The organism is Streptomyces litchfieldiae, assembly GCF_031845365.1.
Classification (GTDB): domain Bacteria; phylum Actinomycetota; class Actinomycetes; order Streptomycetales; family Streptomycetaceae; genus Streptomyces; species Streptomyces litchfieldiae.
This window is the reverse complement of the sequence record NZ_JAVREL010000014.1, coordinates 155,386-170,698: the sequence shown is the minus strand read 5'-3', so window position 1 is coordinate 170,698 and position 15,313 is coordinate 155,386. Positions and strand designations below refer to the sequence as shown.

Annotated in this window: 15 protein-coding genes; 8 read left to right on the top strand and 7 right to left on the bottom strand. The window is 71.9% G+C overall.

Features of this window, described 5'->3' with window-relative positions:
* Positions 1-156: 156 nt before the first annotated feature.
* Both RM590_RS23295 and RM590_RS23290 read left to right on the top strand, forming a co-directional pair.
* Positions 157-1,650 carry a pyridoxal phosphate-dependent decarboxylase family protein gene (locus RM590_RS23295; RefSeq protein WP_311706629.1) on the top strand — a complete coding sequence of 498 codons (1,494 nt, stop codon included), beginning with the start codon at positions 157-159 and terminating at the stop codon, positions 1,648-1,650.
* Positions 1,647-2,978, top strand: coding sequence for a lysine N(6)-hydroxylase/L-ornithine N(5)-oxygenase family protein (locus tag RM590_RS23290; protein WP_311706628.1), 1,332 nt, complete (start codon positions 1,647-1,649; stop codon positions 2,976-2,978). Before RM590_RS23295 ends, RM590_RS23290 begins: the two co-directional genes overlap by 4 nt.
* Here RM590_RS23290 and RM590_RS23285 read toward each other — a convergent pair.
* Together RM590_RS23285 and RM590_RS23280 are read right to left on the bottom strand one after the other, a co-directional pair.
* On the bottom strand, positions 2,966-3,754 hold the full coding sequence (locus RM590_RS23285; RefSeq protein WP_311706627.1) for a dioxygenase family protein: 789 nt from the start codon (positions 3,752-3,754) through the stop codon (positions 2,966-2,968). The genes RM590_RS23290 and RM590_RS23285 overlap by 13 nt on opposite strands.
* Positions 3,755-3,791: 37 nt before the next feature.
* Positions 3,792-4,346, bottom strand: a complete 555-nt coding sequence (locus tag RM590_RS23280) for a DoxX family protein (RefSeq protein WP_311706626.1) — start codon at positions 4,344-4,346, stop codon at positions 3,792-3,794.
* Positions 4,347-4,447: 101 nt separating this feature from the next.
* Here RM590_RS23280 and RM590_RS23275 point away from each other — a divergent pair, with 101 nt between their 5' ends.
* On the top strand, positions 4,448-4,912 hold the full coding sequence (locus RM590_RS23275; protein WP_311706625.1) for a MarR family winged helix-turn-helix transcriptional regulator: 465 nt from the start codon (positions 4,448-4,450) through the stop codon (positions 4,910-4,912).
* 25 nt (positions 4,913-4,937) lie between these two features.
* Positions 4,938-5,309, top strand: a complete 372-nt coding sequence (locus RM590_RS23270) for a GntR family transcriptional regulator (protein WP_311706624.1) — start codon at positions 4,938-4,940, stop codon at positions 5,307-5,309.
* Here RM590_RS23270 and RM590_RS23265 read toward each other — a convergent pair.
* From RM590_RS23265 to RM590_RS23255, 3 genes are all read right to left on the bottom strand, one after another.
* The gene (locus tag RM590_RS23265; RefSeq protein WP_311706623.1) at positions 5,306-6,982 is read right to left on the bottom strand and encodes a glycoside hydrolase family 13 protein; all 1,677 of its coding nucleotides are present in this window, start codon (positions 6,980-6,982) and stop codon (positions 5,306-5,308) included. The two genes, RM590_RS23270 and RM590_RS23265, sit on opposite strands and share 4 nt — an antisense overlap.
* Before the next feature lie 54 nt (positions 6,983-7,036).
* Positions 7,037-8,119: a LacI family DNA-binding transcriptional regulator gene (locus RM590_RS23260; protein WP_311706622.1), complete on the bottom strand. Its 1,083-nt coding sequence runs from the start codon at positions 8,117-8,119 to the stop codon at positions 7,037-7,039.
* A gap of 232 nt (positions 8,120-8,351) precedes the next feature.
* Entirely contained in the window at positions 8,352-8,978 is a 627-nt protein-coding gene (locus tag RM590_RS23255) for a hypothetical protein (protein ID WP_311706621.1), read from the bottom strand.
* A 173-nt stretch (positions 8,979-9,151) separates the two neighbouring features.
* Here RM590_RS23255 and RM590_RS23250 point away from each other — a divergent pair, with 173 nt between their 5' ends.
* Positions 9,152-10,252 carry a helix-turn-helix domain-containing protein gene (locus RM590_RS23250; protein ID WP_311706620.1) on the top strand — a complete coding sequence of 367 codons (1,101 nt, stop codon included), beginning with the start codon at positions 9,152-9,154 and terminating at the stop codon, positions 10,250-10,252.
* A 175-nt stretch (positions 10,253-10,427) separates the two neighbouring features.
* Here the strand turns inward: RM590_RS23250 and RM590_RS23245 are convergent, their stop codons facing one another.
* Positions 10,428-10,955, bottom strand: coding sequence for an RICIN domain-containing protein (locus tag RM590_RS23245; RefSeq protein ID WP_311706619.1), 528 nt, complete (start codon positions 10,953-10,955; stop codon positions 10,428-10,430).
* A gap of 300 nt (positions 10,956-11,255) precedes the next feature.
* Here RM590_RS23245 and RM590_RS23240 point away from each other — a divergent pair, with 300 nt between their 5' ends.
* Positions 11,256-11,873, top strand: a complete 618-nt coding sequence (locus RM590_RS23240) for a hypothetical protein (RefSeq protein WP_311706618.1) — start codon at positions 11,256-11,258, stop codon at positions 11,871-11,873.
* A 25-nt stretch (positions 11,874-11,898) separates the two neighbouring features.
* On the opposite strand, the gene RM590_RS23235 is transcribed toward RM590_RS23240, so the two are convergent.
* Positions 11,899-12,474, bottom strand: coding sequence for a mycothiol transferase (locus RM590_RS23235; protein WP_311706617.1), 576 nt, complete (start codon positions 12,472-12,474; stop codon positions 11,899-11,901).
* Between the two features lie 262 nt (positions 12,475-12,736).
* Between RM590_RS23235 and RM590_RS23230 the strand changes: the two genes are divergently transcribed.
* Positions 12,737-13,486 carry a nucleotidyltransferase domain-containing protein gene (locus RM590_RS23230; protein WP_311706616.1) on the top strand — a complete coding sequence of 250 codons (750 nt, stop codon included), beginning with the start codon at positions 12,737-12,739 and terminating at the stop codon, positions 13,484-13,486.
* Between the two features lie 236 nt (positions 13,487-13,722).
* Entirely contained in the window at positions 13,723-15,243 is a 1,521-nt protein-coding gene (locus tag RM590_RS36055) for a non-reducing end alpha-L-arabinofuranosidase family hydrolase (RefSeq protein WP_394813946.1), read from the top strand.
* Positions 15,244-15,313: the final 70 nt, after the last annotated feature.

Sequence of the window (15,313 nt, the reverse complement as noted above, 5' to 3'; positions counted from 1 at the left end):
AACCTAAATTGGCCGGGTGAACGGAGACCGCAGGAAGAGTCGCGAAAGCCCCGCGCGATAAGCCGCGAGCGCCCCCAGCCGCCACGACGCCGCGCCCACGCGGCCAAGACAAGGGACACCCCAGAAGCCATGAGCATGCCCGGTCATGCCCCACCCGTGCCCGCACCCCCCACCCTCCTGGAGCCCGACCTGCTGGCCGCCGACCCGGCCGGTCTCGCCGATGTCGGACGGCTCGTCACCGAGCTGACCCGGGAGGCCGCCGGCGCCCTGCGCCGCCGCTCCGGCCCGCTGCCCGCCCTGACTCCGCAGGAGCTGGCCCGGCTGCTGGACGCCCAGCTCCCGGAGGGTCCGCTGCCGCGCACCGGCGGCGGGCGCGGCGCCGTCCTGGCGCTGGCCCGCTCCTACGCGGCCAACACCGTGGACCTCGCCGACCCGCGCGCCGCCGCCCACCTCCAGCCGCCGTCCCTGAGCGTGGCCGCCGCCGCGGACGTGCTCGCCTCCGTCTTCAACGCCTCCGTCGACACCTGGGACAGCGGCCCCTACGCGGTCGAACTCGAACGCCGCCTGGTCCGTTCGCTCACCGCGCTCACCGGCTACGGGCCCGAGGCCGGCGGCGTGCTCACCCCCGGCGGTACCGCCTCCAACCTCCAGGCGCTGCTGATGGCCCGCGACACCGCGCTGCGCGCCCGCCGGGACATACGCGGCACCGGGCTGACCGGCCTGGCCGTCCAGCCCGTCGTGTACTGCTCGGAGCTCGCCCACTTCTCCGTCTCCCGCGCCTGCGCCGTGCTCGGCCTCGGCGAGGACGCCGTCCGGCCCGTCGCCACCGACGCCCGGCACCGCATGCTCCCCGGCGAACTCGACCGCGCCCTGGCCGGGTTGGGCGAGAACGAGGTACCCCTCGCGGTCGTCGCCACCGCCGGCACCACCGACTACGGCTCGGTCGATCCGCTGCCCGAGATCGCCGCCGTGGCCGCCCGGCACGGCGTCCGGCTGCACGTGGACGCGGCCTACGGCGGCGGCGCGCTGTTCTCCGACCGGATGCGCCCCCTGCTGGCCGGCATCGAGGCGGCCGACACCGTCACCATCGACCTGCACAAGACGGCCTGGCAGCCCGCCGCGGCCAGCGTGCTCCTCGCCCGCGACGGCGAGGACTTCACCGCCACCACCGGACTGCGGGTCGCCTACCTCAACCCCGACGACGACGGCGCCGCCGGCTACGACGGGCTGCTGGGCCACTCGTTGCAGACGACCCGCCGCGCCGACGCCCTGAAGGTGGCCGCCACGTTCCTCGCCCTGGGCCGGGACGGCATCGGCGCGATGCTGGACGCCTGCCACGATCTCGCCCGGCACGCCGCCGTCACCGTCGCCGCCCACCCCCAACTGGAACTCGCCGCCGAACCGGTGCTGACCACCGTCGTGTTCCGCTACCTCCCCGGCACGGCCGACGCCCCCGCCGACGCGGTCAACGGCGCGCTCCGCCGCCGTCTGCTGCGCGAGGGCGCCGCGCTGATCGGCCGCACCGAGGCGGCCGGAACGGTCCGGCTCAAGCTGACCCTGCTCAACCCGCAGGCCACCAAGACCGACATCGACGAGGTGCTGACCGCGGTGGCCGAGGCCGGCGCGGCCGTGGAGAAGGAGCTGTCGTGAGCGGCACCGATGACGTGCTGGACCTGGCGGCGGTCGGAATCGGGCCGTTCAACCTCTCGCTGTCGGCGCTCGCCGACGAGGTGGACGGGCTCTCCTTCGCCGCTTGGGACCGGCGGCCCGCCTACGACTGGCACCCCGGGTTGATGTTCGACTGGGCGTCGCTTCAAGTCGGCTTCCTGGCCGATCTGGTCTCCCTGATCCGGCCCACCAGCCGCTGGTCGTTCCTCAACTACCTGGTCGAGCACGACCGGATGTACCCCTTCTACATCGCCGAGCGCTTTCATGTGCCCCGGCGTGAATATGCCGATTACTGCGCCTGGGCCGCCGCCCGGCTGCCCGGCTGCCACTTCGGCACCTCGGTGGACGAGGTCCGCTGGGACGCCGCCCGCGACCTGTGGGAGCTGACGCTGCGGGACACCGACACGGGCGCCGGCCACGTCCGGCAGGCCCGCAACGTCGTCCTGGGCGTGGGCACCGAGCCGGCGCTGCCGCCCGCGCTCGCCAAGGCCGCCGGGGAACGCGTCTTCCACTCCGGCGAGTATCTGCACCGGATCGACGCCCTGACCGCGGCCGGCGTGCGGGACATCACCGTGGTCGGCTCCGGGCAGTCCGGCGCCGAGGTGTTCCTGGACCTGCTGCGCCGCCAGCGCACCGCGGGCTGGGCCGTCACCTGGCTGACCCGCTCCTGGGGGTTCGCCCCGCTGGACTACTCCAAGCTGGTCCTGGAGTACACGACACCCGCGTACATGCGGTACTTCCACGGCCTCGGCCCCGAGGTGCGCGACCGGCTGATCGCCTCCCAGTGGCAGCTCTACAAGGGCATCGACACGGAGACGATCGACCTCATCCACGACGAGCTGTACGACCACATGCTCGACGGCGACCGGCCGCCGGTCACGCTGCTGCCCGCCACGGCCGTGGCGGACGCGGCGGACGAGGGCGACGGCGTGCGGCTGACCATCACGCACGCCGACACCGGCGGGCAGACGGCGCGCGTCACCGGTGCGGTCGTCGCGGCCACCGGCTACGCCGGCCGCCGCCCCGACTGCCTGGCACCGGTGGAGAAGCTGATCGCCTGGGACGCCAAGGGCCGTTACGACATCACCGCGGGCCACCGCGTCACCACGGTGCCCGAGGTCGGCGCCGGGCTGTATGTGCAGAACGCCGAGCTGCACACCCACGGCGCCGCGGCCCCCGACCTCGGCATCGGCGCCTACCGGGGCGCGCTGATCCTGAACGCGGTCAGCGGCCGGGAGGTCTTCCGCATCCCGCGCCGCACCGCGTTCCAGACCTTCGGCCAGCCAGGTCAGCCGGGTCAGCCGACCTGAATCGAGCGCTTGGCCAGGCCGGCCCAGAAGCCGTCGATGACGGCACGCTGGCCGGCCAGGTCGGCCTCGCCCGCGCCCAGCGTCACGAACAGCGGCGCGAAGTGCTCGGTGCGCGGGTGGGCCCGCCGCCCGGCCGGGGCGGTGTGCTCGAAGTCCAGCAGGGCGTCGATGTCCCCGCCGTCCAGCGCCTCCCGCCCCCAGGCGTCGAACTCCCGGGACCAGCCGGGCGCCTCGTCGGGGCCCGAACCCCAGGACAGCTCGCTCAGGTTGTGGGTGAAGAAGCCGCTGCCGACGATCAGGACGCCCTCGTCGCGCAGCGGCGCCAGCCGCCGGCCGAGGCGCAGCAGCCGCTCGGGCTCCAGCGTGGGCAGGGAGAGCTGGAGCACCGGTATGTCGGCGTCCGGATACATCTCGACCAGCGGAACGTAGGCGCCGTGGTCCAGCCCGCGGTCCGGCGCGTCGTGCACGGGGGTGCCGGGGCCGGCGAGCAGCCCGCGCACGCGCGCCGCCAGCCCCGGGGCACCGGGGGCGGGGTAGGTCACCCGGTAGTACCGCTCCGGGAAGCCCCAGAAGTCGTACACGAGCGGCACCGTGGTGGTCGCGCCCAGGGTGACGGGGGCCGCCTCCCAGTGCGCGGACACCACCAGGATCGCCGCCGGGCGGGGCAGCTCGGCCGCCCAGCCGGCGAGCTGCGCGGTCCACAGGCCGTCGTCGGCCAGGGGCGGCGCCCCATGGCTCAGGTACAGCACGGGCATGCGGTCGGCGGTGTCGCTCATGTTCTTCCTCGGGCTTTCAGGGTTTCGCGGGTGTCTTTCAGTCGCGGAACAGCAGCACCAGGGCCGCGGTGACCAGGGCGAGCGCGATGGCCGCGAGGCCGGTGACCAGCCGGTGCGAGCGCAGCGCCGGAACGGGCAGGAAGCGGTCGGCGGCGTAACGGCCCGGGCCGGTGAGCGCCAGGGACGCGGCGCCCAGCCCCAGGATCATGGGGTACTCGATGCCCGCGGGGGAGAAGAAGCCGCCCTCCCAGTGGACGGCGGCCACCGCGTTGAGCATGGTGCCGACGATCGCGGCGGCGGCCAGCGGGGTGAACAGGCCCAGCGCGAGGGCCAGCCCGCCGAAGGTCTCGGACGTCCCGGCCACCAGGGCCATGGTCTCGCCCGAGGGGTAGCCGAGGCTGTCGAAGAACTGCCCGGTGGCGTCGAGGCCGGAGCCGTTGAACCAGCCGAACAGCTTCTGGCTGCCGTGCGCGGCCATCGTCAGGCCGACCGCGACGCGCAGGAGCAGCAGCCCGAGGTCGTACCCCGGGTGCGGGGCCGCGGCGGCGGGCCCGGGAGAGGCGGGGGCGGTGGTGAGCGTGGGGGCGGTCATCGACGGTCTCCTGTATGAGGGGGCTCGTTCAAATTGGAACCACTGCTGCGACGACCGTACCGCGTTTCTTCGAATTTGAACAACATGCCTATGATGACGTCATGGCGACAACGCGGTGGCTGGACGAGCGTGAGATGGCGGCCTGGACGGCTTTCCTGGAGGCGAGCCACCGGGTCTTCCGCGTCGTGGAACAGCAGCTCAAGGAGGATGCCGGGCTCTCCCACCCGCAGTACGAGATCCTGGTCAAGCTCGCCGCCGCAGGCGATGCCGGGCTGCGGATGACCGAGCTGGCCGAGTCCCTGATCACGTCCAAGAGCGGACTCACGTATCAGATAGGCCAGTTGGAGAAGCGCGGGCTGGTCGCCCGCGGCGCCTGCCCCACCGACGTCCGGGGCGTGATGGCCACTCTCACCGAGGAGGGCACCCGCAAGCTGCGCGAGGCCGCCCCCGGCCATGTCACGTGCGTCCGCGAGACGCTGATCGACGGCCTCGACCGCGCCCAGTTGGCCGTCCTCGCCGAGGCCCTGGGCGACATCAGCGCCCGCCTGCGCGAGAAAAACGCGTAGCGGCGTTCTGCGGGACAATCGGCGGGTGCGAATCAGGATCGATCCGGGGGCCGCGACCGCCCCCTACGAGCAGTTGCGGGCCCAGATCGCCGCGCAGGCCCAGGACGGCAGGCTGCCCGTCGGCCACCGCCTGCCGACCGTCCGCGGCCTCGCCGACGAGCTGGGGCTCGCGGCGAACACCGTGGCCAAGGCGTACCGGGCGCTGGAGAGTGACGGAGTCGTGGAGACCAGGGGCCGCCACGGCACGTTCATCGCCGCCGCCGGGGACGCCGCCGCGCGGGAGGTTGCGGCGGCGGCCCAGGCGTACGCCCAGCGCGCCCGGCGGCTCGGCCTGGACCGCGCCGCGGCACTGGCCGCGGTCCAGGACGCGATTCGCGCCGCCTACGCCCGGGATTAGGCCAGCGCGGCGCCGCCACCCCACAGCCACACCGTGGTGTCCGGCGGCAGCATGCCGCCCAGGATCCGGTCGCTGGCCAGCAGCACACCCCAGTTCCGCGGCAGCGGGAACGGCTCCTGGGAGAGGTTCACCACACAGCGCAGGAACGGCGAACGCTCGAAGGCGAGCACGCCCTTCGGCGCGTCCAGCCAGCGCAGCGACTCCCCGCGGAACCCGGGCTGCTCCTGCCGCAGCCGCAGCGCCGCCCGGTACAGCTCCAGCGTGGAGCCGGGCATCCCCGACTGCGCCGACGCGGTCACCTTCTCGAACGCGGCCGGCTGCGGCAGCCACGGCTTGCTGCCCTTGGGACCGAAGCCGAACGGGCTGTCCAGCCCCGACCACGGCAGCGGCACCCGGCAGCCGTCCCGGCCGCGCACCGTGTGCCGCGACCGTTCCCACGTGGGGTCGCGCAGCGACTCCTCCGGGAGGTCCTCGACCTCCCACAGGCCGAGCTCCTCGCCCTGGTACAGATACGCGCTGCCCGGCAGTGACAGCATCAGCAGCGCCGCCGCCCGCGCCCGGCGCAGCCCGAGCTCCCGGTCGCAGGGCCCCGCGTCCACGTCGTGCTCCACCGTCCGCGTGGAGCCGCGGCCGTAGCGGGTGGCGTGCCGGGGCACGTCGTGGTTGGACAGCACCCAGGTCGAGGGGGCGCCCACCGTGCCCAGCGCGGAGATGCTGCGGTCGATCACCGAGCGGAGCTCGTCGTACGCCCAAGCGGCTTTCAGGAACGAGAAGTTGAACGCCTGGTGCAGCTCGTCCTGCCGGACGTACAGCGGCAGCCGCTGGTCGCGCACATGCGCCTCGGCCACGAACAGCCGGTCGCCGGCGTAGGAGTCCGCGATCTTGCGCCACGTTTGATAGATCTCGTGCACGCCGTCCTGATCCCAGTGCGGATGCTCCTCCCGCCGCCGGTCGTCGTCGAACAGCGCCTCCTCCGGGAGGCCCAGATCGGGCAGCGCCGGATCCTTGGCCAGGCCGTGCGCGACATCGATGCGGAACCCGTCCACCCCGCGGTCGAACCAGAAGCGCAGGATGGACTCGAACTCCGCCCGCACCTCCCGGCTCGCCCAGTTGAGGTCGGGCTGCTCCGGCGCGAACAGATGCAGGTACCACTGACCGGGCGTGCCGTCCGGCTCGGTCACCCGGGTCCAGGCCCGGCCGCCGAACCGGCTGCGCCAGTCGTTCGGCGGCAGCGAGCCGTCCGGGCCCCGGCCGTCCCGGAAGACATACCGGTCCCGCTCCGGCGAGCCGGGCGGCGCCTCCAGCGCCTCGGCGAACCAGCGGTGTTGGTCCGAGGTGTGGTTGGGCACGATGTCGAGGACGACGCGGACGCCGAGCGCGTGCGCCTCGGCGATCATCTCCTCGGCCTCCGCCAGCGTGCCGAAGGACGGGTCGATGCCGCGGTAGTCGGCCACGTCGTAGCCGCCGTCCGCCATCGGCGAGGGGTACCAGGGGTTGATCCACACGGCGTCGACGCCGAGTTCCCTCAAGTAGGGCAGCCGGGCTCGCAGTCCGGCGATGTCACCGATCCCATCGCCGTTGCCGTCGGCGAAACTGCGGATGTAGACCTGATAGACAACGGCGGTGCGCCACCAGGGTGCGGCCGTGTTCTGATGAATGCGGGTGCGGGGCACGTATCTTCCATTCCTCTTGCGAGTTGACCCTGGAAAATGCGCGGATTGAGCGGCTCACCGCGCAGTAGTGCGGCTGTGCTGGTCCGGTTCAGGTCCCGGCCGGGGTGAGTGGTGATCATTGCGGGGGCGCGCTACGCGAGCCGCGCCGGTGGTGCCACGGACGACCAGACGCGTGGGCACCACCACCCGGGTCGGTTCCTCGCTCGTCCCGGACAGCGCGTCCAGAATCTGGCGGGCGAGCAACTCCCCCTGGTGGGCTACGGGTTGTGCGATGGTGGTCAGGTCGAGCAACTCGGCGGTCTCGTGGTTGTCGAATCCGACGACCGAGACGTCGTCCGGAGCGCGCAGACCCATCCGGTTCAGTGTCCGCAGAGCCCCGAACGCCATCTGGTCGGACTCCGCGAAGACCGCGGTGGGCGGGTCGGGAAGGCTCAGCAACTGGGCCATCGCGGAGGCGCCTTCCTCGATGCCGAAGTGGCCCGGGGCTTCGAGATCCGGGTCATAGGGAATGCCCGCCTGCGCCAGCACCGTGCGATAGGCGTGCTGGCGGACGATGGGCGTCGTGAAGCCCCTGGAGTCCCCCAGGGCACCGGTGATCATCCCGATGCGCCGGTGCCCGAGGTTGATGAGGTGGCGAACCGCCGTGCTCGCCCCCTCCGCGTTGTCGATGGAAACGTGCCAGCAGCCGGGAATGCGGGTGCCGAGCACGGCTATCGGCACTTCCATCGACACCAGCGCCTCGCACTCGTCCGCCGAGAGCGGCAAGTTGAGCACGATCAGCGCGTCCACGCGGCGGCGCAGCGGCATCCGGGCGAAGAACCGCTCGTGCACGCGCTCGTCGCCGAGGTTGTACAGCAGCAGATCCAGGTCGTTGGCGCGCAGCACGGAATCTATCCCCGCGACGACCTGGCTGTAGAACCACCGGTTGACGAACGGCAGGACGACGCCCACCGTCCCGGTCCGGCCGGAGGCGAGGGAGGAGGCCTGCGGGGAGACGTGGTACGACAGCTCCTCCGCGGCGCGCAACACGCGCTCCCGGGTCGCCTCCGAGACGTTCGGCAACCCGCGCAGGGCACGGGAGACGGTCGCGGTGGACACCTCCGCGCGCCGGGCGACATCGATGATGCTGGCGGCCATAACCCTCCGATCACGGCAGTGTGCCGAACGTACTGCCGACGGCGGAGGTAATGCAATCGCTTGCATGAAAAGATCTTGGGATATTGCTGAATTGGTGCGCGAGACCGTCAAGTTGACGGAAGAGCCGCAGGTGAAACGCTTGAAACGGGTGATGTAAACGTGTACATGGAAAGATCGTCCGGCGCCTGCCCGCCCCCGAACGGGCAGGCGCCGGACCGCGCGACGCCCGAGGTCAGGCGCCCAGCTTCGCCAGCGCGGTGGTGAGGGTGGTGCGGAACTCGTCCACCGGGGCGTCCGACAGTTGGCCCATCTGACCCCAGTCGACCACCGTCACGCGTGTGCCGTCCCGGCCTATCCCGAACAGCCGGACCCCGGTGCCCGCTTCGGGCGGCGCGGTGTACACGCTGAAGATGTGACCGCCGTCGGCGGCGTCCACCGGGCCGTGATCGTCCCAGCCGGCGGTCGAACCGGGGTTGTCCCGCAGCCAGTCGGGCGCGCAGTCGGCCGCCGCCTCTGTCAGCGCGTCGGCCAGCTCGGCCGCCTCGCCCGCGGTGCCGGTCTCGACGATGACCTGAACGGCGTTGGTGTCGTACTCGGTCCAGTACGGCTGGTGCCAACTGCCCTCGGCCGGCAGTTCGTTCTCGAAGCAGAAGACCGGCCACTCGGGCAGGCCCTGCTGCGCGCCGGAGGAGTACCAGCCGGTCACGTGCGTCGGCAGCTCGTCACCGGTCAGGAACGCCTCCGGAGCCACCTGCTCCGGGGCCGGCCGGGCGTTGCCGGCCGGCGCCGCGGCCAGCACGCAGACGGCGGCGAGCGCACCGGCCACCGCGTAACGGCGGCCGGGGTTGCGGATCTTCACGGGTCCCCCCTCAGGGATCGTGCGGATGGGTGCCGAGGGCAGCGTGCGGAGCGCCGCCGCGCTCCCGCAACAGTTCCGTGCCGATCGGGGACGCGGGAACGCCCGCGACGGGTCTGACGTGCGACGATGAAGCATCCCTGGAACGGCGGGACGGGACGGGGAGATGGGGAGAGATGACGGGGAAAGCGGCGGGGGAGCAGTTCGCGGGACGTTTGCGCGAACTCAAGGAACGCTCCGGGCAGAGCTTCGGCTCGCTCGCGAAACAACTGCATGTGAGTACGTCGACGCTGCACCGCTACTGCTCGGGCGCCGTCGTGCCGGCCGACTACGCGCCGGTCGAGCGGCTCGCCCGGCTGTGCGGGGCGAGCGCCGAGGAGCTGGTCGAGCTGCACCGGCTGTGGATACGCGCCGACGCGCTGCGCGCCGCCGCGGCCGGGCGGCCCGCTCTCGTGCCCGCGCCGGCCCCCGTTCCCGTCCCGGCTCCGGAGCGGGAGCCGGACGGCGCGCCGCCGCCGAACCCCGGCCGCCGCTCGGGCCGTTGGCCCCTGGTGACCGGGCTCGCCGCGCTGCTGGTCGTCATCGTCACGGCCATGAACGCGGCCACCTCCGACGGTTCCGCCGGGCCGCCGCCGGCGGTCGAGCCCACGGAGCTTCCGCCGCCGCTGTCGTTCACGGCCCGCTCCCACGTCTGGCAGGACAACTGCGCCCACCGCTACCTCATCGACCGGCCCCCGGGCGAGGTGCCCGAGCCGCCGGTCGTCCAGGACGCGCGGCGCTGGGCCGACCAACTCGGCGCGGTGCACGGCGACTCCACCATCGTCGAGGCGACGGTCACCACCACCTCGCCCGACCCGGTCGTCGTCGAGGCCGTCCACATCCGCGTCGCCGAGCGCCGGGCGCCGCTGGACTGGCCCTCGTTCGACATGTCGCCGGGCTGCGGCGGCGCCCTCACCCCGGCCGCCTTCACCGTCGACCTGGACGCCGAACGCCCCCTCGCCCGGCCGAAGGACGGGTTCGACGGCGAGACGCTGACCGAACTCACCCCGCCCGCACTGCCGTTCGCGATCACCGCCGAGGAGCCGCTGGCGCTGCGCGTCGAGGCCGCCACCCGCTCCTGTGATTGCTCCTGGTACATCGAGCTGGAATGGAGCAGCGGCGAGCGCGACGACACGCTGGTGGTGGACGACGGCGGCGAACCGTTCCGCACCAGCGGCGGCGGCAGCGGCACGCCGTACGGCTTCGCGTATGAAACGGAGAGCTGGCGCGCGGGGTGAGGACGGCCTGTGAAGTAGTTGGCCCAGCCGCGCAGGATCCCGTTGATCCGGAAATCCGGGTCCTGGCCGGGGAGAGCGCCAGCCCCACCCCGGCCAGGACCTACCTCACCTGTCCGCGAAGATCTTCGGCGTGTTCCCGGGGCCGTGGACCGTGGTGACGAAGTCGTCCCTCACATCAGGTGTGGGCACCGGCCCACTGGTAGTACTGGAGAGGGATATCGGGGTTGTCGGTCGTGGCGTAGACGTCGTCGTTCGCCGGGCTGGTCCGCAGGAAGTGCCCGGTCGCCATGGACTGGATCGTTCCGGTCGATTGGGTGTAGTGCCACTGCTGATTCGGCTCGTCGCACGGTGCCAGCCAGACGGGGTCCGGACCCGAGCTGCTGCCGGTCGTCAGGCAAGTGCCGGTCTCCCGGTTCCTGATCCTGCTCTGTTCGCCGCTGTTGCTGAGGAAGTCCCACTGCTGGTGGAGTTCGACGACGCTGTCGCAGTTGCCTGCCCAGACATTGCCGCTCGGCGCCCCGGAGAGGCACCTGTCCGTCGCGACGTTCAGGAACCCCCAGTAGGTCTGCTGCTGCGCCGACGCGGTGGACAAGGTGCCCGACACGCCGAGGACCATGGCGGCGCCGGCGGCGACGAACGCCGAACGCCTGGCCCACGTGCGCCGTGGAGCGGAAGTCGAGTCGGTCGCGGGTAACTTGCTCATCCTGATCACATCAGCCCTTCGCCTAGTCCCGAACTCGTTGGACGGAACGCCGGTCGTTTCTTCGTGCGTTGGACGGTCCGTCGCCACGACCGTAGAAGAGGCTCTGACGGCCAGCCAGCGTGCAGGGTGCTCGGTTCCGCGTGCCGCGGTGTGCACGGTGCTCGGGCCCCGTGCCCGCTGGTTGCTCGCTCTCGTTCGCCGGTGGGGTGGGCCGCGTCCTCACACCCGAAGAGCCGGCAGGGGTCCCGCGCCCCCGGTCTACGCTCTCGCCTCACAGGCGGAGGACGAGGGGGACACGGTGTGAGAGGCAGACCGAGGAAGATCGTCGTGCGGGCGCTCGTGGTCGGCGCGCTGGCCTGGGTGACGTGGCAGTTCGTGGTGCCGCCCCTGACCGAAGCCGTGCTGGACCAGAAGCCCGAGGATCTCAACGACTTCGCGCGCATCTGCGAGAACGCCCAGCGATACGAGGACAGCGACGACCCGTTCGAGAAGGCGGCGCCGTACGAGGGGAACGGCCCGCACCCCTGGGTACTGATCGAGGACGGCTACCAGGAGGCCGCGTCGACCGGCGCGAGGCTGGACACCGGCCCGGAGCCCGAGCCGTCCGAGGTGCAGTTGGTCATGTGCAGTGATCGCTTCGGCCACTTGGACGGCGGGACGTCCTGCGGGTACGTCGGCTCGGAGGGCACCACCTCCCTGAACTACCACGCGGGCCGCTACAGCGTCACCGTCTACGAGGCGCGCACCGGCCGCAGGGTCGACGGCAATGTGCTGTCGGGGGCGGAACCCGGCGAGTGCCCCCACTACGTGAGTGAGTACGAGGACGTCCTGTACACCGAGCCCGGGAACGCGGACTACGAAGCGCTGATGGCGGACGTCGTCACCGGCAGCGAAGCTCCGGCGCCCCCGCCGGAATGACCCCGTTCAAGCGTCGCGCACGCCCTCAGGCCGGCCGGCCGCTCCTGGCGCGCCATCCGGACGGCGGGTCCTCGCCCACCAGCCCGTCCACGGACTCGCGGAGCAGATCGGCGTGCCCGGTGTGCCGGCCGTACTCCTCGATCAGGTCGCAGATGAGCCGGCGCAGATTGGCCCGCCGGCCGTCCGGCCAGGACATGTGGACCAACTGGTCGACTCCGCCGCCGGCCAGGGCCGCGTCGAGCCGTGCCCGGGACCGGGTGACGGCGCCGTCCCACAGCGCGTAAAGCTCCTCGGGGCTGTCATCGGCGGCGGAGGTGAACGGCCAGTCGTAGTCGCCGTTCAAGCCGGGATCGTCCCATGGCGCGCCGAGCGGCTCCCCGCTCAGCCTGGTGCTGAACACGTGGTCCTCGACAAGCGCCAGATGCTTGAGCAGGCCGCCCAGGGTCAGCGAGGAGGCGCCGACGCGTGCCCGCAGCCCGGCCGCGTCCAGGCCGTCCGCCTTCCAGCGAAAGGTCGTGCGCAGGCGGTCGAGCGCGCCGATGAGGTGCTCGATCTCGGTTCCGGCCAGGGGCGGTTCCCACGGGCGATCGCTGTTGGTCATGAAGGCCACCCTAGCCGTCGCCGGGCGAAAGTCGTTCACATGTTCGGAATCAACGGGCGGCCCGGAGGGCAAGCGCTTCGCGGGCGTTCATGTCGCCGGCCTCCCCGGGAAGGGGCGGAAGAACCGACGCCGGTAGGATCCGCGCCGTGAAGTGATGACCCTCATGCACCGATCCCCGCGACGCCGTTCGAGCCTCCCGCTCCGGCGTCCCTCCGGTGCGCCCGCGTTCACCGACATCCCCCTTCACACTGAACGGATTTCCATGACCGACGACCTGTTCCTCGACCACGTCGCCGACCGGCTCGCGGCCCTCCCGGCCGTGCGTGCCGTCACCCTCGGCGGCTCGCGGGCCCAGGGCACCCACACCCCCGACAGCGACTGGGACCTGGCCGTGTACTACCGGGGCGGCTTCGACCCGGCCGACCTGCGCGCGATCGGCTGGGAGGGCGAGGTCTCCGAGATCGGCGGCTGGGGCGGCGGCGTGTTCAACGGCGGAGCCTGGCTCACGATTGAGGACCGGCGCGTCGATGTCCACTACCGCGACCTCGACGTCGTCGAACACGAACTCGCCGAGGCCCGGCGGGGCCGCTTCCACTGGGAGCCGCTGATGTTCCACCTCGCGGGCATCCCCAGTTATCTGGTGGTCGCCGAGCTCGCCGTCAACCGGGTGCTGCGCGGCGGCCTTCCCCGCCCCGGCTACCCGGAGGCGCTGCGCACGGCGGCCCCGCCCGTGTGGCGCGACCGGGCGGGCATCACCCTCCAGTACGCCCGGGCGTCGTATGTCACCGGCGGCCAGGTCACCGAGGTCGCGGGCGCGCTGGCCACCGCCGCCATGCAGACGGCGCACGCCGTGCTGGCGGCCCGCGGTGAGTGGGTCACCAACGAGAAGCGGCTGCTGCGGCGGGCGGGCCTGCGCCGCGTCGACGCGATCGTGGCCGGACTGCGGCCGGAGCCCGACGCCCTGGCGCGGGCAATCGCCGAGGCGGAGCGGCTGTTCGAGGCCGCCGCCTGAGCGACGAGCCGGAAAGCTCTCCGTTCAAGAGGCGGCCCGGACGCCGGAGAAGTGTAGGCGCAACGGGCGGGACAATTCAGTGCGCTGCGTGGACAATTCCGCGTCGATGTCGACCCGTCGCCGCTGTTGACGCATCCGGGGCAGGCGCTTACGTTCGGTTGTGGGAGCGCTTCCATGCGGGTCCCGGGGGCCCGCCGCAACCACCCGCACGCCCGGTCACAGAAAGGGCCACCCCCATGCGCCTGCTGGCACGTCGAACCCGGGGCTCGACCAGCCGCCTCCACCGCGGACCATCGACGCGTTCGAGGTCCCTCACCGCCGGCGCCGGCCTGTTCGGCCTCCTGGCCGGTCTGCTCGTCGCGCTGTCCGCGCCCCCGGCCAACGCCGCCCCCACCCGCTACGAGGCCGAGACGTCCCCGGCGGTGTGCACCGGCAGCATCGACACCAACTGGTCCGGCTACTCCGGCAGCGGCTTCTGCAACGGCGACAACGCCACCGGCGCCCACGCGCAGTTCACGGTCAACGCCCCGGCCGCCGGCACCGCCACCCTCGGCATCCGCTTCTCCAACGGCGCCACCACGGCCCGTCCGGCGAGCGTGATCGTCAACGGCCAGACGGTGCAGACCCTTTCGTTCGAGGGCAGCGGCGCCTGGTCCACCTGGACCACCAAGACGCTGACCGTCCAGCTCAGCGCGGGCAGCAACACCATCCGCGTCAGCCCGACCAGCGCGACCGGCCTGCCCAACATCGACCACCTCGACGTCGAGACCGGCGGCAGCGCGCCCGGCAACGCCCTGCCCACCAGCTTCCAGTGGAGTTCCAGCGCCCAGTTGATCGGGCCGAAGTCGGATGCGACGCACTCCATCCGCGCGGTGAAGGACCCGTCGGTCGTGTACCACAACGGCCGCTATCACGTGTTCGCCACCACGACCAACAACAACGGCGCCTACAGCATGGTGTACCTGAACTTCACCGACTGGTCGCAGGCGAACAACGCGCAGCACCGCTACCTGGACCAGACAGCGATCGGCTCCGGGTACAAGGCCGCGCCGCAGATCTTCTTCTTCGCGCCGCAGAACCTCTGGTACCTCGTCTTCCAGACCGGGGACAACGCCGCGTACTCCACCACGTCGGACATCAGCAACCCGCAGTCCTGGAGCGCGCCGCGGTACTTCTACTCCGGCGGCATGCCGCAGATCATCCGGGACAACATCGGCGACGGGTACTGGGTCGACTTCTGGACGATCTGCGACAGCGCGAAGTGCTACCTGTTCTCCTCCGACGACAACGGCCACCTGTACCGGTCGGAGACGACGCTGGCCAACTTCCCCAACGGCTTCACCAACACCGTCATCGCGATGCAGGACTCCAACAAGTACCGGCTGTTCGAGGCGGCCAACATCTACCGCCTGTCGGACAGCAACACCTATCTGATGATGGTCGAGGCCATCGGCGGTGACGGAAAACGCTACTTCCGCTCCTGGACCGCGCCCGCCATCACCGGGCCCTGGCAGCCCCTCGCCGACACCGAGGCCAACCCCTTCGCCCGCGCCAACAACGTGACGTTCAACGGCACGGCCTGGACGCGGGACATCAGCCACGGCGAACTGATCCGCAGCGGCACCGACCAGACCCTCACCATCAGCCCATGCGACCTGCGCTTCCTCTACCAGGGCATGGACCCGAACGCCACTGACCCCTACAACCTCCTGCCCTGGCGGCTCGGCCTGCTGACCCAGACCAACTCCCCCTGCTGAGACCGTACTTCCCCCGGTAACGACCCAGCAGCGGACAGCCCCCGCCCTCCTGCACCGAGGGCGGGGGCGC